This is a genomic window from Actinotignum timonense (genome assembly GCF_900155575.1).
In the GTDB taxonomy this organism is placed as follows: domain Bacteria; phylum Actinomycetota; class Actinomycetes; order Actinomycetales; family Actinomycetaceae; genus Actinotignum; species Actinotignum timonense.
On record NZ_LT706966.1, the window covers coordinates 1,051,492 to 1,068,935 of the forward strand.

Sequence of the window (17,444 nt, forward strand, 5' to 3'; positions counted from 1 at the left end):
GTTCTCTTGTTCCCCTCCTCCCCCCCCCCCCAATCCCGCCCCCCCCGCCCGGCCAACCCCTTGCGCTCCCGACCACCACCCCCCGGCCCCCGCCCCTCCCCGGGGCGGGCCCGCCGTGCGTCGTCGTACTATTTTCGCCGGTGAGACAAAGGCGAGCTTTGCCTGGCCGTGCGTGATAAACTCACCGCAGATAGCGCAGCTACGAGCCCGCCGCGCCCGTCGGCCGCTATAGTTATCGGATTTTTCCGCAGGGGGCAGGATTTAGTGGGGCGTACATTCGCCAGTTTGAAATACCGTAACTACGCTATTTGGTTCGCTGCCTCGTTGGTCGCCAATACCGGCGGGTGGATGCAACGCACCGCCCAGAACTGGCTCGTTATGAGCGACCTGACCAATAATGATGCTTTTGCCGTGGGTATTGTGACGGCGCTGCAATTCGTCCCCATTCCTTTTATTATGCCGCTGGCCGGCGCGCTCGCTGACCGCCTCGATAAACGCAAAATGGTGGTCCTCACCCAATTCGGGATGCTGCTCACCGCGGTGGCCCTGGGCGTGCTGGTGCTGCTGGGCTGGGCGAATGTGCTGGTGGTTTGCCTGTTCGCTCTGGCCATCGGGGTGATTCAATCCTTCGATAATCCGCCGCGCCTCGTTTTTATTTCCGAATTGGTGCCCCCGCGCTGGCTACCCAACGCCGTGGGCCTGAACTCCATGTCCTTTAATATTGCGCGCCTCATCGGGCCGGCGCTGGGCGGTTTGCTTATCGGGGTGATCGGCACCGGCTGGGTCTTCATTATTAACGGCATCATGTTCGGGGCCACCCTTATTGCGCTGGCCCTCATGCGCCCGGAGGAATTCCACCCGGCGCCGCGGCCGGAAAAGAAAGTTTCCGCGATTCAGGGAACGATTGACGGCCTGCGCTACGTGGGCAACCGTTCCGACCTCCTCGTGATTTTCGCGGTGGTGGGTGTGGTGTCCTGCCTGGCCATGAATACCCCGCTCACCACGGTGTCCATGTCCACCATGGAATTCCACGCCGACTCCACCCAATTCGGCATTGTTTCCTCCATGGTGGCAGTGGGTTCGCTATCCGGTGCCGTAGTGGGCGCGCGGCGCACCAAACAACCGCGGGTGCGTTCCGTGGTGGGAGCGGGCGTGGCCATGGGTATTGCGGTGACCGCCAATGCGCTGGCCCCGAACCTGCTGATCTACACCCTCACCCTGGTGCCGGTCGGTTTCTTCATGCTCATCATGCTCACCGCCGCCAATGCAGCGGTGCAGATGTCTACTTCTCCGCAGATGCGCGGGCGCGTGGTCTCCCTCTACCAGACGGTTAACCAGGGCGTGACCCCGATCGGTTCGCTGGTGGTTGGCGGTATTTCCGGGGCGGCCGGGGCACGCTGGGGTGTGGGCATCGGCGCGATTGGCTGCCTGGTGGCCACCGTGGGTGCCTACCTGTGGGGCCGGCGCAAATGGGATGTGGAAGTGCATTACCGGGTGCGCCACCCCTTCCAGCTGGAGATTCTCGGGCCGCTCGAACACGAAAATGAGGAGCGCGAAGCGCAGCTGCGGGCCAATCGCACCGGGCAGACGGATAGCGGGCAAAGCTTCACCGCGGAGGACCACGACGAAGTCGAAGCCGATCTTTTCGAACCGGAGGACGAAGCGCACGATAGCGAGCTGCGGTCGAGTGAGGCATCGGCCGCCGCGGTGCAGGAAACGGAACCGAACGAAAGCGCGCCGGGCGAGAGCGTAGCTCGCGGCTCGGAAACTGGGCATTCCCCGCAGCGCGCGGGCAGCTTAGAATGGCAAGATACGCATGAGGAACCGGATGCGGGCGGGCACCCGGATGCCGCCCCCGCCGCAGAGACGAAGGAGACGCGCGATGAGTGATGACCTTGTTGATACCCGCGAGATGTACCTCAAAGCGGTCTACGAACTCGAAGAAGAAGGAATCGTCCCGCTGCGCGCCCGGCTCGTGGAGCGCCTGAGCCAATCTAAACCCACCGTCTCGGAAACCGTGGCGCGCCTGGAACGCGACGGCATGATGTACCTGGATACCGACCGTGCCATCGTGCTCACCGACGAAGGCCGGCGCATCGCCACCAGCGTGATGCGCAAACATCGGGTAGCCGAATGCTTCCTTCTCCACGTGCTCGGGATGCCCTGGGAGCACGTGCATGCCGAAGCCTGCCGCTGGGAGCATGTGATGTCCCGCGAACTGGAAGAACGCATTTCCCACGTGCTGGGCGAGCAGGGCTACGAACTCAGCCACGATCCTTTCGGCAATCCGATTCCCGCGGAAAATTCCATGGGTCCCGGCGCGGATATTGCCGCGCGCACCGGCCTACTCGCCGTGGCGGATTACCTGGAACGCAACCCGAACGGTGGGAAAGTCACCATTGCGCGCATCGGCGAAGTGGTGCAAACCGACGACGACCTCCTCGAAGCCATGGCCGCGGCCGGCATTAAACCCGATGCTGCGGTGACTATCAGTGTTGAGGACGACGGCGATATCCTCGCCCACGGGGCAAGCGGAGTTCTTCCCCTGACTGACTGGATTCGCAAACACCTCCTCGTGCACGCCTGAGGCGGCCGGGCTGGAGGCGGTGCGCCTCAAGTGGCGGTGGTGACGGCCGGGTGGCAGCGGTGAGTCCTGGGCGCCCGGCCTGTCTCAGGTGGCGATGAAAGCCGGGTTCCCCGCCTGGCGGAGCGGTAGTGCGGCGTCGTCGTTCCCGTGGTCTCCACCACAGTTCGTCACCTCAGCGTGGTGTAAGCCGCGAAAAAGTATATCAAAACGTTATAAACGGGTACTGGGAAAAGCCTGATATCACGCGAAAAAAGCGGAGGAAAGGCCGGGAGTTCGCCGTTTTGGGATGATAACGGCCCTCCTGTGCCACTTGTTACATAAACGTGACAATTCGTTGCCTAATCGTTACGCTAATGGACGTACCGAAAGTGCCCCTCGGGGCGCGCAGGAAAGTTTTGTAGGAGATCATCCCATGACCGGACGCCACGCTCTTGATATGCGGTCGCAGGCTCATAACCTGGCGAACCCCGCAGTACGTGGTCTCACCGCAGCTCTCGTTGTGGGCGGCGCAGCAGCACTGATCGTTCCGAATGCGGCGGCTGATACCGCGGCGGCGCCCGCCAAGGCGGCGCTGTCCAACCCGCACGCGCAGGACGTTGCCGCTGGCATCGCCGGCACCACGAGCGCCACCTCGGAATGGAAGATCGAACAGATCAACATTCAATCCGCAGCTCCGGCTATTGAAGTAGCTGCCCCGGCCGCCAGCGCCACCACCGCCGCGGCTGAAACCGCCACCGCCTCCTCTGATAACGATGCCGCTCCCGCAGCCGCGGGCATTGGCGTGGAAGTAGAAGCCGCGCCCAGCGCTATCGGCTCCTCCGTTCTTGATACCGCCCTCAGCGGCGTGGGCTCGCCCTATGTATGGGCTGGCACCACCCCCTCCGGTTGGGATTGCATCGGCTTCGTGCGCTGGGTCTACGCCCAGCACGGTGTTGCCATCGGCGGGTACACCACTTCGGTGCTCTCGGTGGGCCGCCAGGTTTCCTACGCGGAAGCCCAGCCCGGTGATATCCTCTACTGGCCCGGCCACGTGGCGATCTCGCTGGGCAACGGCCAGAATGTGGCGGCGTGGAACCCGAGCATGGGTACCCGCGTGGGTCCGGATTCGTGGTGCGGTGATACCCCCATCGTGATCCGCGTTTCCTAAAGCGCGCCTGCCGCGAGGTTGGAGAAGAATTATGTGCGAACGCCGTCGGAGCTCCCGGCGGCGTTCGTATTTTACGCACGGTTCCACCCCGGGGCGGGCCCGTGGGAGAATGGGCAACGGAGGTAACGATGTACCAGCATGAGAATTCCGTGGTCGTTGGGGTGGATGGCTCCCCTGAATCGCGCGCAGCACTTGTGTGGGGTGCGCACGTGGCCGTGAGTCGCAATGCCACTCTGCGGGCCCTCACCTGCTACCAGGAAGGCCCCGATCCGCGCGGCTCCTATGAGAGCGCCATGAGTATCGCGCGGGAGGCGCTCGCCCAGGAGGGCGTGGCCGGCCTGGCGGGCTTGGAAGCCACCGCGGTGGCGCTGCCCGGGGATCCGGTCGAGCTGCTCCTGGCAGAATCCAAAACCGCTTCGCGGCTGGTGGTCGGGTATTCCGGGGCGGATACCGCGGATATTGACCAGCTGGGCGTAGTGGCCGGCGCGATTGTTTCCAAGGCGTACTGCCCGGTTGCCGTGGTGCCGCTCCAGCATTCGCGGCGCCTGCCGATCCGCCACATTGTGGTGGGAGTGGACGGCTCGCAGGAATCGAAATACGCACTTAATTTGGCGGTGCGGATGGCCGGGCGCTGGGGCGCGCAGGTCTCCGCAATTAACGCGGTGTCGGTGACACGCGCCGGGGGCGGCCTACTTCCCGGCGGGGATATGACCCGCGAAATTCTGGATGACACCCGCCTGGGCCTGGAAGAAACCGTGGCCGAAGTGCTGCGCGGGGATGAAACCGTGCAGGTGCGCTGCTACGCGGTGGAAGGCTCCGCGGCAGAAATCATGGCGGAATTCTCAAGCTCCGTGGACCTGGTGGTCGTGGGGGCGCGCGGCCGCGGCGGAATTACCGGACTGCTCTTTGGCTCCACTAGCCACACGCTGCTCCTCGGCACCCAATCGCCGGTGCTCGTGGTGCCAACCCACGCCACCAAGAACCTCCACGTTCCGGATACCAATGTGCCCTGGGATGTGCCCGATCCTTCGGCGCGGTAGCTGGGCCTGTAATCGGTAAGTGGCGCCCACGGTGCCACGCAGAGTAACCTGGAACGGTTATCTTATTCCTACCGTCGTTCGGATGAACGGTCGGCGGTGGGCCCGCCCTCGTAGCTCAGGGGAAGAGCGACCGCCTCCTAAGCGGTAGGTCGAAGGTTCGAATCCTTTCGGGGGCACAGTAGATCGGTGCGCGGGCGCGCGTACCCCGGCTTGTAAGGGGCCGGCTGCCAATACACCTTTCCACCATCAATCTGCATTGTCGGCATGATGTCGTTCGGCTCAAGGCCAAGGAACGCAGCGGCTGTGGCGATTTCGGTCGCAGACCACGTTACTCGGCCGCGAAGTTTCCGTGACAGTACGGACTTGTTTGCGTTCAACACCTGGGCAAAGTGTGTCTTCGTAATATCGCATTCAAATAGGTACTGGTTCAAAACGCTACCAATGGCGGTATTTGCGTTATCGAACCCACCAGTTCCAATTGTCTCCATGTGTCCAACAGTAGCGCATAGTGTCATGACGTGCAAGATGTGTGCTTGTGGCAATAATGTGTGTGTGCTTTACTTGTCACGAGTGATATTACGTGAAACGGAGATACGTTCATGAACTTCTTGTCGGCGAGGGAACTTTCTTCTCGCATTGGGGGTGCTGTTTCCTCGCGCACCCTTTTGAGATGGGCGCGGGCGGGGCATATCAATAACGCTCGCCAGCTTGCGAGCGGCCGAATTGTTTTCCTCCCCGAAGCGGTCGGCGAGATCATCACTCCTATTGATCACGAAAATCACCATGACCGCAACGTTGCGCAGCGAGCCGACGCGTCAGAGTCTGGCGTGATCGCCGGCCAGTTGGAAATTTTCGGGTAAAAGGGGAACGGCGATGACTTCTAAGCCTGAGGATATTACGAGTGGGGTTTATGTTCTTGATGTTGGTCTGATAGTGCCGTCAGGTCTTGTTAATCCCGCGACGGGTGAGCCGATGGACGATATCCGGTTTTATGTGGCGCTTGATGCTGGCTTGATAGGTCAGATTGTCGACGTGTGGGAATTTGACGAACAGGACTACGTCAATGTCGTCAAATCGTTTTACCCGCGTATGAAAGACGGGCGTATAGAGCTTGGCTACCGACCCGACATTGCCCCGGAAAAGGTTGCGGTTGCCCCTCGGTGGGCGGTGTTGGAAATGCGTTATTTCACGCAAGCCGATGGTGAGTGGATTGACCGTATCGTGCCCGTAGATGACGCGGACGCACTTCTCGAGTTCCTCGTGCCGCACGTGTGGAGCGTTCACAAGGTCGAGTACTACTTCGCCTATGCTCCGGCTTTCGAGGTTTCCCAGGTTAAAGCTCTCACCTCCCCACAGTTTTTCTCAAGCGACGCGATTCGTGAGTCTGCTTATCCGGCCAAGCTTGTCTATGAGTGGATTCGTGAGGCACACGAGAAAGGTGTCCTCTGATGCCGCGTAAAAAGAAGAAAGTGGTGTTGCCCGAGCTGGGATCGGATTTTGACCTGGTGGTTATTGAGGGTTTGCATGTAGCCGATTGGGAAGCCGAGATCCCGCCTGTGTTGAGTTTCCGGCACTGGAATTTCTCCGAAGAGTCCTGGCGCGAGCAAGCTCGCGCTAAAGTCGAGGAATTTTACGGGCGGCGCCTACGCTACTTCCAAACACTAACCGGTATTACCGAGAGCGCTGTTACTGCTTTGTATGGCAGGCCGGGTGTCTCTTATCGGGCGACGTGCATTGGTCTTGCCGTGGATATGGGCTGTGAATTGCATGGCGACCTAGACGAGAAGGCCGTATTGCAAAAACTCCTGGATACCACGGCTTTCACCGCGATAACCCGAGCATACAGCGCCGTGCCAGGGCTGGTGCTTGCTGGCGGAATTCGGGTGCGGAAAGACCCGGAAGTGTTCAAGGTAGGTAATCCGCCTCTTGAGTGGGTGCTCGCCTACGGGCTGCTTTCGGCAGCCTACATGATCGGTCTTCTTATTACGGGCTGGCCGTGCTATCGCACGCCCGAGTACCCAGACGGGCTGATGTGCGCGGTTCATATCGCGCCGCTTGGCGGAGAGTGTGATGAGCATGGTTTCGTGCCTGTAACCGAGCGTGCGATAGAGCTTGCCGGGTTTTCCATGCGCACGCGCGAAGACGAGCAATACATCCGGGTCGGGGGTCTGCTCTCATGGCGCTAACAACTAACACGCGGCCACCAGGCCGGCTAACGAGACCAGCCCGGAGGTACTGGTCTTTGGATGCTCGCTTGGGTAAGTCCTGGCAGTTCCATCGATTCTTCCCTTCCATCGACGCTGATAGTTGGTTTGCTGCTTCTATTATGCGTGAGTTGGTGGGGTGGGCGCGCTTCCCATTGCGCGCGGGCTGGCTGGCTCTTGTTACTCCTAGAGGGTCAGCCAGCCCTATTCTTCTTCAACTCGAAGGGGAGGTGAGCACCCGTGGCGAGTAGTGACTTGTTTGTTACCCGGAAGAATCGGGGCGGTACGTGGATGACGAATGACGTCGTGTGGGGTGTGCGGCTTTCCGCTCCCACGCTCGGCCTGTTCGTCTACATGCTCTCGATGCCACCTCATGCTCCGAAGACTCGCGACTCTATGAGCGGGCATTTCGGACTCGGCCGGCGCGCAGTGGCGACCGCGCTCAAAGAACTCGAGGTTGCCGGGCTGCGGTATCGGTTCCGGGTTGCTGGTGGGCGTGGCAAGTTCGCGACGGTCACCGTGCTTTCTAGTGAGCCGATCAGCCTTGAGGAAGCATTCCTTGAAGTGCCTGACTCGGTTCGCGGTGATGTGGTGGCGTGTGTATCGGCACGCGCTGATGGTGAGGAAGCGATCCGGCTGGACGCGGACGGCCACCCGATCTTGGTGTCGTCGGATGTGGAGGATACTCCCGGCGCTGAAACGCAAGATAGCGACAATCCAGGGTTATCCACAAGCGAGCCGTCCGGGGTGCCGGTTCCGGTACCTCGGAGCGAAATGGTGGAAAACCGCCAAAAACAAAACGCTACCTCGGGGGAGCCTGTTAGCGACGGTGGGTTATCCACAGGTGGTTGTTCTCCGGGGTGCCGGTTATCGTCCGTCGGTGAGCGGTACCCCTTAAACCAATACCCTTCTTCACTACGCTCAGAAGGGATTAAATCCAACCAACCAACCCGGCCTGAAACGCCAGCAGATGATTCTGGGCTGGGTGTGGTTGGTGTGGATGGCGACCCAAACGGACAGCCGGGCGTGGTGGGTGCCACTGTCGTGGCTACCCACACGCCAGCACCTGCCGGGCCGGACTCAAGGGTGCCACAGGTGCAGGACACTCCGGGGGACTCGGCGGGGGATGCGGTTGTGGTGGCTTCGTGTGTTCCCGAGCGCCTGGCCGGGTTTATTGCTCCATCACGCCTAGAGGCTGTGGCTCGTGATTTGCGGGCCGCGCTAGATGCGGGCTGGTCGGCAGCTCAGGTTTACCGGGTGTTGAACTCGAACCCACTGCCGGGGGACACCCGAAACGCGGGCGCGTTAGTGGCGTATCGGATTCGCCAGATCGCGGCCTGCCAGCCAGTAACCAACCAGCGGGCGGCGCGGGGGTATTCGATGGACGAACTCACCGGCCTGCTCACCGAGGCGCAGAGTGTTGCGCCTGACGGGGCGGGGGTGTTTGAGGCTCGGATTCGGGATGACCCGAGGTTGTCTCGGGCGTGGCGGCAAATGATCTTGGCTGAACTACCCCAAACGGTAGCCAAGTAATTCTGATTTTTAGAGAGGAGGTTGTTATGGACACACACGTTGAGCGCAGTGTTGTGGGCGTGCCCAAGGCGTTGCTGGAAGATGAGCGGCTTTCGTTTGATGCTCTCGCGTTGGCGGTTTACTGCCTGGGGCTGGGTGAGAATGCTTCGGCGGGTTATCGGGCACTGGCTGGCCGTGGGTTGAGTGAGGCCCGCACCCGCAAAGCACTCTCGGAGCTGGAAGCGGCCGGCTACCGTTACAGGGGCGCGGATGGCCGGGTGGTGATCTCGGATACTCCCATGACAACCCCTCCAACGCAAGCCACAGCAGCCGCGCCGGCAGATACCGCAAGCACAACCGGCACGGGCCGGGGGATGGTGCGTGAGCGTCGGGAACGCCGCGAAATCCCCGCGGGTGTTGATGTGGTGGATGAGTGTGTACCCGCACCGCTAGCGAACCTGCTGAAAGGGGTGGGTCGTGAGCGTGCCACAGGATATCTCGAGGAAGCACTCGATCACGGCTGGACGAAACGCGCAATCTACAACGCTTTGAATAACAACCCATTCCCGTCGGCCGCGAAGAATCCAGTGGGTCTGGTGATTTATCGGATCCGGCATATCGCATCCAAGCAGCCACGCGGCACCAAACAACCACCAACACCGGTTGGTGGTCACGTGCCGGCTCCAGAAGAAAAGCCGGGCGCGGCCTCGCCGGTGGTGTTTAGTCTTCCTGCCCGCCAGCCACCAGACACGAAGCGTGGCGTGGGTTCCCAGGTTGGCGGGCAGGAAAACCTCCGGGCGATACGCGAGCGAATAAGCACGCTTCGGGGTGTTTAAAGTGTCGTAACGGTAAGGCACCATTAGAGACAAGAGAAGAAACAAATTACGAGGAAGAACCAGACCATGGACATCACCCGAATCAAGAACCGGAAGGCGTATGTGCTTGCCGGTATAGGAATTATCGCTATCGCACTCATTGTCGGTATCGGCGTGTATTTGCGTGGGGTATCGGCCACCAAGGATGCCCGCGCGGACTACACCAAAGCAAGCGCCGAGTATGCGGAATTGAAGACCTCCCTGGAGGAGCAAATTAAGACGGTTGATTTCCAGCCTGTCCAGTGCTCGAACGACGGGGGTAACCCCGAGAGCTGTTTTAGGGCGCTGGAGTTGCGTGCCTCGATTGAGGGCGAGCTGGCCAAGCCTGTAGATGCTCGCAAGGCCGAGACTCTTGGTGCTAAGGAGGCACGCGCGGCTGCGACCGCTATTTCCGAGCGTGTGAGCGTGTTGCGCGGGTGGGGTAGCGAACTCGAAACCAAGATGGCCGAACTCGATGAGGCATTCTCTAAGAAAGTCACTCGGTATGTGACTGGTAAGGGCGAGGATGGCACCTCGGTCTTGAAGCGGTGTGAGAAGGTCTTGGGCGAAGCGCGTCAGCTCGCTGGTGAGGCGACTGGGAAGGTTGCTGATGGTGGGATTATCACCTCGATGAACCAGAAAGCAGACGGCCTAGAGGAAGAATGCGCTCGGGTGCGAGATAAGCACGGTGAGATGCGGTGGCGTGAGGTTCAAGAACGCGTCGCGGCGCTGGGTTTCCAGATCCATGACTTGGAGGACGCGATGAAGAAAACCCGCGCCGCTATCGGGACGGTCGCACTGCCTGACCAAGCCGTGCAGCCCGAACAGGCCGCTTCCTCGGCTGGCTCTTCAGCGTCTTCGTCGTCTTCGTGGGGGAGCGACGACACAGGTTATGAGGCGCCTGCTCCTGCGGCGGCTCCGGCCCCAGCCGCGCCTGCTCCCGCAGCTCCTGAGCCTGCACCTGCTGACAATGGTGGATGGGTAGACAGCGGATGGACTATGGACGGCCCCCCTGTTTGCAGCGAGGGTGATACCAACGGCAACTCGTGGTTTGTCCCCTGTCCGTAAAAGTAAAGGTGGCTCGGTGCTTGTTGGCGCAAGCACCGAGCCGGTGAATCCCTCCAGTTTTTCGCAATGACCTTAAACATTTCGATATAGAAAGGACTCGTTACCTATTATGGCAGCGACCACACATGCCCGGCCAGGTGGCCGGACGCTTGCCGCGCTCCTTGCGGTATTTACTCTGATAATTTCGAGCTTGCTTGGCGGGAGTGCCATGGCGGCTTATGACTCGACGGTCGGGCGCGGTATCGATCTCGTCGGTATCAACCGTTCTGGTGCGTTGCGGCTTGGCCCGCACATTAATCAGACTCCGCAGATCGGCGGGACGGCTATTGATGCATCCCCTCAATGGTGCATTGATGGCAAGAAAGCCGACCCGGGCCCGAACGACCTGACCTCGATTGCGACCCTCACTGACTCGGCGCAGCATGTGCCGGAACTGGCTTTGACGACGCCGCAGGCCGCCTGGCTTTTGAATAAATACCAGGGCAATACCACGGATAACGTGAATTTGGCGGCGCTCGGTTTGCTCATGCACGCGAACTTTGAGAACACGGCCAGCGTGGCTCATGAAATCGCCGGTGCAGCGCAAACCCAGCAACCGGACGTGTGGGCACGCGCATTACAGTACGTTGCCGAGGCCCGTAACAGTGCCGCCGTCGGCTACGAAGGCGGCCAGGTGGAAGGCGATGGCCAACGCACCGGTAATATTCACGGAATCGTCGTCACGAATGGCAACGGAGTTCCAGTCGCGGGCATTCCAGTCTTTTTGCAACTTTCCGGCCCTGCCGTCTTTGACGCTACTGGCACGAACTCCTGGGCAGGGACTTCGGCTGCGGAACCGATCACCCTGACGTGGACTGCCACGGGAAACGGTGATGTGTCCTATTCGATGCAAGCAGCAACTTCCGGTCGGCGGACTCTGACAAAGTACGGTTCGGACGGGTCGATTCAAGACATGATCACTACTGGTAATCGTGATCTCGCTTCTGACCCGGAGACGGTTACAGTTCCGGGTCCGTCGTGGCGTGTAATTTTTGACTTTCAACCCACCGGCACCAGCCAAGCCACCAGCCAGGAGATTAACCTCGACGGGACGATTAGCGACACTCTAACGACGTCGGTCGATAAAAGCTATGGTGACGGTAAGTGGACGCAGGTAAACGACCAGCCGGTTCCGGTTGTTTATACGGCGACTGCTTATTGGGCGGGCCGTGAAAAGCCCACCACCAGCACCACCATCCCGGCAGACGCCGAAGTCCTCGGTAGCGTGGATGTGACCGCGACGGGTGAGAGTCAGAAGCTAGAAGCGAAGCTGACTACCCCGAAGCGCGGCTACGTGAGCTGGGTTTGGTCGGTTAATAAGGCCAAGCAAGGCGGAAACAGCCAGTATGTTCACCAGAATTGGAGCGACTCGTTCGGCCTGGAGGCGGAAACCACGTCGGAGAATTTCGACTTTAGGCCGCTCGGTACCTCAAACGTTGCCGATTCTAAGGTGATCGACAAGGGCACCGTGCTGTCCGATACGTTCGATGCCAAGGCCGACCCGGCCTACCGGGATGGCGAGTGGACACGCATCGTTGCGCCTGGCACATCATTTGACGAGGGCACGTACGTGCCGGTGACCTACCGCGCTTCCGCGTATTACGTCTCGCCGGTAGAACTCCCGACCACCACGGACACGGTGCCTTCCAGCGCGGAATTGATTGAGTCCGTCACCGTCGTAGCGAACGGCCCCGGCTCGCTTAAAGCCACGCTCTCACAGCCCACAGTAAAGGCCGGGTTCGTCACGTGGGTTTGGGAAGTCAAGGCTGAAGACCAGCCCGCCGATTCCGCGAAGTGGATTAAGGCCGGGTGGGCCGACCAGTTCGGACTCCCGGACGAGACCACCTCCGTGCGTTACCCCGCCAAGATCGACTCGACGCTCTCTATCCGTGACACGAAGAGCGGCACGTACCTCGTCGATGATGTCTGGGTGACCGGAATGCCCAAGAACCACCCGAGTTTCCAGGGTGGTATGGGATTCAAGCCCGACACCGCAACTATTGAGCATGAAGTGCTCTTCTTCCCCCACGGCCTAGAAGTGACGGAAGCCAACCGCGCTAAGGCGGAAAAGATCGGCGAGACGGTCACGATTCCCGCGCGTAATGGCTTCTATCCGAGCGTTGGTGAGACCTCGTGGTTGGTGAAGCAAGACGCGAACGGTAAAAACCTGCCCGGAACCTATGTTTTCGTTTCGTCGTTTGCTGGTGATGACCGCGTCCAACCCCTCACAACCTCGGTGGAGGACGTGACCGAGCAGTTCACTATTACTCCTGAGCCGGCGATTCACACGACTCTCACGCACGAGAACACGCACGTCGCGCCGAATACCGCCAAGGTGGAGCTGGTGGATACGGTCTCTTACCAGAACCTGACGCCCGGTAAGGAATACGAGCTTTCCGGCACCCTCATGGATAAAGCCACCGGCAAGCCGCTCGTGGACGCGAATGGCGACAAGGTGACTTCGCAGGCGACTTTCGTGCCGGAGACGCCGAACGGCACCGCCACCGTGAAGTTTGTGGTGGACGGTTCGCTGTTTGCGGGTAAGCAGACCGTGGCTTTCGAGCGCCTGACGCAAGACGGCCGCGAAATCGCCGTACATACGGACATCAACGACGAGAACCAAACAGTCACGTTCTCGAAGCTCCAGACCACCGCAACCGATAAGAGCGATGGCGACAAGACCATCGCGCCGGTGCCTAACGTCGTAATCACCGACCGGGTGTGCGACGTCGCCGGCACCCTCGTACCAGGCACCGAGTATGAAATCACGGCGGCGTTGATGTTGGATAACGGCGACGCCTTGCTCGACGCTTCGGGCAAGCCCGTAACAGTTACACGCAAGTTTATTCCGGCGGCGGCGAATGACTGCGCCTCGATCGACATCACTTTCGATGCCAGCAAGCTCGCCGGCAAGAAAGTCGTGGTCTTCGAGACCGTCACCCAAGACGGCAAGACCGTTTCGGTTCATCACGATTTGAAGGACTCCGAGCAGACGGTAACGGTGGGTACGCCTCCGACGCCGCCGGCTCCGCCCTCGCTGATCCGCACCGGCGCCAGCATCACCCTCGCAGCCCTCGCGGCTGCGGGTCTAGTTGTTGGTGGCGCGTGGCTCGTGCGTCGCAAGCGCGCCTAACCAACCAGGCACACCCCGAGCTAGCTCGGGGTGGATAAGTGCTCCCGTGTGCGCGTGTTTTCCATGGTCGAGGCGCGCACATGGGTAATCGGGGGCTGGGCCAGCTATTGCTGGCTAGCCCAGCCCCCTCTTCTATCTTTTCTCGAACAAATCTCGGCCATGAAAACGAAGTGTTTTGTGAGGTAAAAATGAAGAAAACAACGACTGCTATTGCTGTATCTACGTTGGCTTTCCTTGCCCTGCCGGCAGCCAACGCTGTAGAAACAACGGCGGAGACCGCTCCCGCAGCGGTAACGGACACGACGGCTGTGACTCTCGCGGAGACTCCGGGAACGGCCTCCGTTCGAGCGGCGGAACCGGCGGATGTGGGGGATACCCCACCTACGCCAGGAGACGACAGCCCTGCGGTGCCGGATGTGCCCGAGCCGCCCCAACCGGGGGACGAGCCGGCACCCGTGCCGGAGCCTCCTGCACCTCCCACGCCGGGGGACGAGCCGGCTCCGGTGCCGCCCAGCCCCGAGCCTGAACCCGCACCTGAACCTGAACCGGAGCCGGAGCCTGAACCGGAGCCGGGTGTTCCCTCGCCTGACGCGGGTAGCGATACTTTGCCGAGCGTCGAGGATGAAGCACCGGGCGCGGACTCCTCTTCTTCTTATGAGGCGAGTGAGGGTGAGGGCCGGGTGTATCGCGCCGCTGCGCGCTCGACGGGTTCGTATTCGGGTAAGTACGCGGCGTCTCAACGGCTTGCGGACTCCGGGGCCGCTTCGGCGTCGAGCGCTTATCTGGCTTTAGCGGCGATCACGGCCGGCGGCCTATGCATCGCTGCTACACGCCGGCGGGGGTATGTGGCGAAGCACGCCGCATAACCACCCTTGAAATCAGGCTTTCGTTTTTGAAAGGAAGAAATAGACCATGGAATTGAATGAACTTCTCGATCTCTTCACTAAATTCGCCACCGCAGGCGGTGGTATTTGGGCTATTTGGGGCGTGATCACGCTGGCTGGTGGGTTGCGTAGCCATGATGGTCAGCAAACCCAAACCGGGATGTGGCAGGCGCTTGGTGGGGTCATGATTGTGGCTGCCGCCCAGCTCTTCAAATCCATCGCAATATAGCCATGGCTTTTGAGGTTCATGTTTACCGCGAGGTGACGGCCTACCAGCCCAAAGTTCTCTTTGGGTTCTCTTGGCGTCAGCTCGGGGCGTTGAGCATTGCCCTCCCGGTAGCTGGCCTTGCTTATTGGGGCTGCTACCGGGCCGGTCTTGACGATCTCGGAATTTTGATCGTGTTCGCGGTGATGGTTCCGGCGGCGATGTTTGGGTGGTGGCGCCCGATGGGTATTCCAGCCGAGAAATATATCGGTTATGCGTGGGAGTACCGGTTCGGGCGGCGCCGCTACCTCTACCACCAAATAACAGATGTGGGGTTTAGTGATGGGCAAAAGAACACAACAACAGCAAGACGCGGCCGTTCCGGGCGTCTTCGTCGGGAGTACGTCTCCTTCGAAACAAACAACTAACACACACGGGCGGCGGCGTCGCCGGTCGCGCAGCGCGAAGAGCGCTACCGGTATGTCGGCTGCTCCGGGGAGTGTGCAAGCAAAAATACCTTACGAGGCACTCACCCAGAGCGGGCTGGCCTGGCTTGGCGGCAACATTTATTCGGTGACGCTTGAACTTTCGGATGTGAATTATTCTCTCGCGCCAAGCGAGGTACAGGAGGGTGTGATTGAGAAATACGCACGTTTCCTCAACTCGCATTTGGCGGGGACGCATGTGCAGATCCAGTTGATCAACCAGGTCTTGGATAAGGAAGTGCTGGCGCGTGGGGTGGCCCTTGCTATGCGTGGGGACGGGGTAGACGATTGGCGTAGTGAATATAACAGCTTGATCGCCTCCCGCCTGGCCACGGGTCGTAATAATTGCGTTTCGCGTAAATACGTGACCCTCACTATCGAGGCGGAGGGTGTGGAGGAGGCTAAGACCACGCTTTCACGCATGGTCACGACCGCTAGTGCTGCTCTTCGGGAGATTGAGGGTTGTCAGGCCCGCCAACTGGATGGAGCCGAACGCCTGGCACTCATCACGTATTTTTTGCGGCCCGGTGCTCCTCGTTTTGATTATGCTCAGCTCCTGGCCAGCAATCTCACGACGAAAGACGTGGTGGTGCCTCTCTCGCTGGATGTTGGGCGTGATCATGTGGACGCGGGTGGGCGGCTTTGGCAGTTGCTCGTTTTGCGGGATTTCCCGGCCTTTATTTCCGACCAGTTGCTCGCCGAACTGGCCGATTTGCCCCTGGATATGGCAGTAAGTATTCATATTGACCCGCTCTCGCAAAAGAAGGGTCTCGACTTGGTTAAGGCTCAGATTGCGGGGATGGATATTCAGCGGGGTAATGAGCAACGCCGCCTCCTCAAGCAAGGGTTGTCGAGTGATCTGATGCCGCATGAGTTGCAGGCATCTTTTGAGGAAGCAACCGAACTACGCACGCAGCTTGAACGCTCGAATGAAAAACTCTTCCGCACCACGATAGTGATCGCTGTCGGGGCAGACACGGAGGGGGAGCTTGCGGGGCGGGTTGAGCGCGTGAAAACCCTGGCCGCGAAGCACTCGTGCAACCTGGAGACGTTGCGGTATATGCAGCTCGACGGCCTCGGGGCGACCTTGCCACTGGGCGTGTGTCGGTTGCCGGTGTTTCGTACCCTCACGACCGGCGCGCTAGCGGTCATGGTGCCGTTCACAACCGCGGAGCTGATGGAAGAGGGCGGCGATTTTTACGGGGTTAATGCGCGCTCGAAAAACTTGATCGTGGCGGATCGGCGGCGGGGCATGAACGCCAACGGCTTCGTTCTCGGCACCACCGGCTCGGGTAAAAGCCAGTTCGCGAAGTTCTCGATGCTACAAACTTTCTTGCGGCGTCCCACCGATGAGCTGCTTATTATTGACCCTGACCGCGAATACGTGCCACTCGCTTCGGTGATGGGTGCGAACCGGGTGATTGTATCGTCTAGCTCACCGGACTCGATCAACCCGCTCGAGGTAGACAAGGGCGCGGGCGGGGAGAGTATTCAGGAGAAGTGCGGGGTCGCGCTTTCCCTGCTCGAGGTGCTGCTGGGCGGGGAGGGCGGTCTGTCGGCTTCTGAGCGGTCGATTATCGACCGGTGCGTGGCCCGGCTTTACCGGGACTATTTGAATACTGACGGCGCGACGCCGCCGACTCTCACGGATTTATATGACGCGCTCTCACGCGAAACTGACGGTGAGGGCCGCGAGCTTGCCCGCGGCCTTGAACTCTACGCCAGCGGGAGTGCGTCTGGGTTCGCTCGCGCCACCTCCATTGATCGCAGCAACCGGGTCACGGTCTTCGACACCGCTGATCTTTCTCGTGACGTGCAGACGTTCGGGATGATGGTTGTCCTGGAGGAGATTTGGGGGCGGATCAAAACGAACCGTGCCCGCGGCATACGCACGTGGGTGTATGTGGATGAATTCCATACGCTTTTTTCGAATCCTCATGCCGCCTCTTATTTTGAGGCGATGTATAAGCGGGTGCGTAAGTGGGGTGCCTCGATGACGGGTATCACCCAGAATATCGAGGAGTTGCTGGCGAATAAGGCCGCGCGGCTCATGCTCTCCAATTCCGACGGCCTATTTTTGCTTAACCAGCAGGCAACCGACGGCGCCGCGTTAGCGGATTTGCTCAAGTTGTCGGGTGAGCAGGCGGCGTTTTTCACGAACCAAGCCCCAGGTAAAGGCTTGCTTCGCCTGGGTGGGGTGTTGGTGCCTTTCGATAACACGATGCCAGCCAGTAGCCGGTTGTATGAGTTGTTTTCCACGAAATTCGAAGACAAGGCGGCCTGATA

16 protein-coding genes and 1 tRNA gene are annotated in these 17,444 nt (G+C 60.3%); 16 read left to right on the top strand and 1 reads right to left on the bottom strand.

The annotated features are described in order from the left end of the window. Positions 1–264 precede the first annotated feature (264 nt). From CZ322_RS04355 to CZ322_RS04375, 5 genes are all read left to right on the top strand, one after another. Positions 265–1,890, top strand: a complete 1,626-nt coding sequence (locus CZ322_RS04355) for an MFS transporter (protein WP_234984460.1) — start codon at positions 265–267, stop codon at positions 1,888–1,890. Then, complete coding sequence (locus CZ322_RS04360) at positions 1,883–2,587, top strand: metal-dependent transcriptional regulator (protein ID WP_026428424.1); 705 nt, start codon at positions 1,883–1,885, stop codon at positions 2,585–2,587. The genes CZ322_RS04355 and CZ322_RS04360 overlap by 8 nt, the downstream gene beginning before the upstream one ends. 412 nt (positions 2,588–2,999) lie before the next feature. Next, positions 3,000–3,734 carry a C40 family peptidase gene (locus CZ322_RS04365; protein ID WP_159454991.1) on the top strand — a complete coding sequence of 245 codons (735 nt, stop codon included), beginning with the start codon at positions 3,000–3,002 and terminating at the stop codon, positions 3,732–3,734. A 128-nt stretch (positions 3,735–3,862) separates the two neighbouring features. Beyond that, positions 3,863–4,774 carry a universal stress protein gene (locus tag CZ322_RS04370; protein WP_087070366.1) on the top strand — a complete coding sequence of 304 codons (912 nt, stop codon included), beginning with the start codon at positions 3,863–3,865 and terminating at the stop codon, positions 4,772–4,774. A gap of 104 nt (positions 4,775–4,878) precedes the next feature. After that, positions 4,879–4,950 (top strand) — tRNA-Arg (locus CZ322_RS04375). On the opposite strand, the gene CZ322_RS10410 is transcribed toward CZ322_RS04375, so the two are convergent. Next, positions 4,912–5,289 (bottom strand): DUF739 family protein, encoded by a 378-nt coding sequence (locus CZ322_RS10410; protein WP_143231901.1) that lies wholly within the window; start codon positions 5,287–5,289, stop codon positions 4,912–4,914. The genes CZ322_RS04375 and CZ322_RS10410 overlap by 39 nt on opposite strands. Before the next feature lie 84 nt (positions 5,290–5,373). Here CZ322_RS10410 and CZ322_RS04380 point away from each other — a divergent pair, with 84 nt between their 5' ends. The 11 genes from CZ322_RS04380 (at position 5,374) to CZ322_RS04425 (ending at position 17,442) form a co-directional block, all read left to right on the top strand. Beyond that, positions 5,374–5,634 carry a hypothetical protein gene (locus CZ322_RS04380; RefSeq protein WP_087070367.1) on the top strand — a complete coding sequence of 87 codons (261 nt, stop codon included), beginning with the start codon at positions 5,374–5,376 and terminating at the stop codon, positions 5,632–5,634. Positions 5,635–5,647: 13 nt separating this feature from the next. After that, positions 5,648–6,223 (top strand): hypothetical protein, encoded by a 576-nt coding sequence (locus CZ322_RS04385; RefSeq protein ID WP_087070368.1) that lies wholly within the window; start codon positions 5,648–5,650, stop codon positions 6,221–6,223. Then, the gene (locus tag CZ322_RS04390; RefSeq protein ID WP_087070369.1) at positions 6,223–6,960 is read left to right on the top strand and encodes a hypothetical protein; all 738 of its coding nucleotides are present in this window, start codon (positions 6,223–6,225) and stop codon (positions 6,958–6,960) included. Before CZ322_RS04385 ends, CZ322_RS04390 begins: the two co-directional genes overlap by 1 nt. A gap of 258 nt (positions 6,961–7,218) precedes the next feature. Then, positions 7,219–8,511: a hypothetical protein gene (locus tag CZ322_RS04395; RefSeq protein ID WP_143231848.1), complete on the top strand. Its 1,293-nt coding sequence runs from the start codon at positions 7,219–7,221 to the stop codon at positions 8,509–8,511. A 26-nt stretch (positions 8,512–8,537) separates the two neighbouring features. Further along, positions 8,538–9,326, top strand: a complete 789-nt coding sequence (locus CZ322_RS04400; protein ID WP_087070371.1) for a hypothetical protein — start codon at positions 8,538–8,540, stop codon at positions 9,324–9,326. A 66-nt stretch (positions 9,327–9,392) separates the two neighbouring features. Next, entirely contained in the window at positions 9,393–10,412 is a 1,020-nt protein-coding gene (locus CZ322_RS04405) for a hypothetical protein (RefSeq protein ID WP_087070372.1), read from the top strand. A 208-nt stretch (positions 10,413–10,620) separates the two neighbouring features. After that, positions 10,621–13,584 carry a VaFE repeat-containing surface-anchored protein gene (locus tag CZ322_RS04410; RefSeq protein ID WP_234984461.1) on the top strand — a complete coding sequence of 988 codons (2,964 nt, stop codon included), beginning with the start codon at positions 10,621–10,623 and terminating at the stop codon, positions 13,582–13,584. A 188-nt stretch (positions 13,585–13,772) separates the two neighbouring features. Then, complete coding sequence (locus CZ322_RS10100; protein ID WP_200807169.1) at positions 13,773–14,450, top strand: superantigen-like protein SSL4; 678 nt, start codon at positions 13,773–13,775, stop codon at positions 14,448–14,450. Positions 14,451–14,496: 46 nt separating this feature from the next. Next, a complete protein-coding gene (locus CZ322_RS04415) occupies positions 14,497–14,697 on the top strand; it encodes a hypothetical protein (protein ID WP_087070374.1) in 201 nt (66 codons plus the stop codon). Between the two features lie 2 nt (positions 14,698–14,699). After that, entirely contained in the window at positions 14,700–15,101 is a 402-nt protein-coding gene (locus CZ322_RS04420; protein WP_087070375.1) for a PrgI family protein, read from the top strand. Positions 15,102–15,153: 52 nt separating this feature from the next. Beyond that, entirely contained in the window at positions 15,154–17,442 is a 2,289-nt protein-coding gene (locus CZ322_RS04425) for a VirB4-like conjugal transfer ATPase, CD1110 family (protein WP_234984462.1), read from the top strand. The last annotated feature ends 2 nt before the right edge of the window (positions 17,443–17,444 follow it).

Bases quoted from the DNA above. Each gene is read 5' to 3' on its own strand.
- CZ322_RS04385 (WP_087070368.1), top strand. From the start codon at position 5,648: ATGACTTCTAAGCCTGAGGATATTACGAGTGGGGTTTATGTTCTTGAT.
- CZ322_RS04420 (WP_087070375.1), top strand. From the start codon at position 14,700: ATGGCTTTTGAGGTTCATGTTTACCGCGAGGTGACGGCCTACCAGCCC.
- CZ322_RS04405 (WP_087070372.1), top strand. From the start codon at position 9,393: ATGGACATCACCCGAATCAAGAACCGGAAGGCGTATGTGCTTGCCGGT.
- CZ322_RS04370 (WP_087070366.1), top strand. From the start codon at position 3,863: ATGTACCAGCATGAGAATTCCGTGGTCGTTGGGGTGGATGGCTCCCCT.
- CZ322_RS04380 (WP_087070367.1), top strand. From the start codon at position 5,374: ATGAACTTCTTGTCGGCGAGGGAACTTTCTTCTCGCATTGGGGGTGCT.
- CZ322_RS04360 (WP_026428424.1), top strand. From the start codon at position 1,883: ATGAGTGATGACCTTGTTGATACCCGCGAGATGTACCTCAAAGCGGTC.
- CZ322_RS04390 (WP_087070369.1), top strand. From the start codon at position 6,223: ATGCCGCGTAAAAAGAAGAAAGTGGTGTTGCCCGAGCTGGGATCGGAT.
- CZ322_RS10100 (WP_200807169.1), top strand. From the start codon at position 13,773: ATGAAGAAAACAACGACTGCTATTGCTGTATCTACGTTGGCTTTCCTT.
- CZ322_RS04410 (WP_234984461.1), top strand. From the start codon at position 10,621: ATGGCGGCTTATGACTCGACGGTCGGGCGCGGTATCGATCTCGTCGGT.
- CZ322_RS04365 (WP_159454991.1), top strand. From the start codon at position 3,000: ATGACCGGACGCCACGCTCTTGATATGCGGTCGCAGGCTCATAACCTG.
- CZ322_RS04400 (WP_087070371.1), top strand. From the start codon at position 8,538: ATGGACACACACGTTGAGCGCAGTGTTGTGGGCGTGCCCAAGGCGTTG.
- CZ322_RS04425 (WP_234984462.1), top strand. From the start codon at position 15,154: ATGTCGGCTGCTCCGGGGAGTGTGCAAGCAAAAATACCTTACGAGGCA.
- CZ322_RS10410 (WP_143231901.1), bottom strand. From the start codon at position 5,289: ATGACACTATGCGCTACTGTTGGACACATGGAGACAATTGGAACTGGT.
- CZ322_RS04415 (WP_087070374.1), top strand. From the start codon at position 14,497: ATGGAATTGAATGAACTTCTCGATCTCTTCACTAAATTCGCCACCGCA.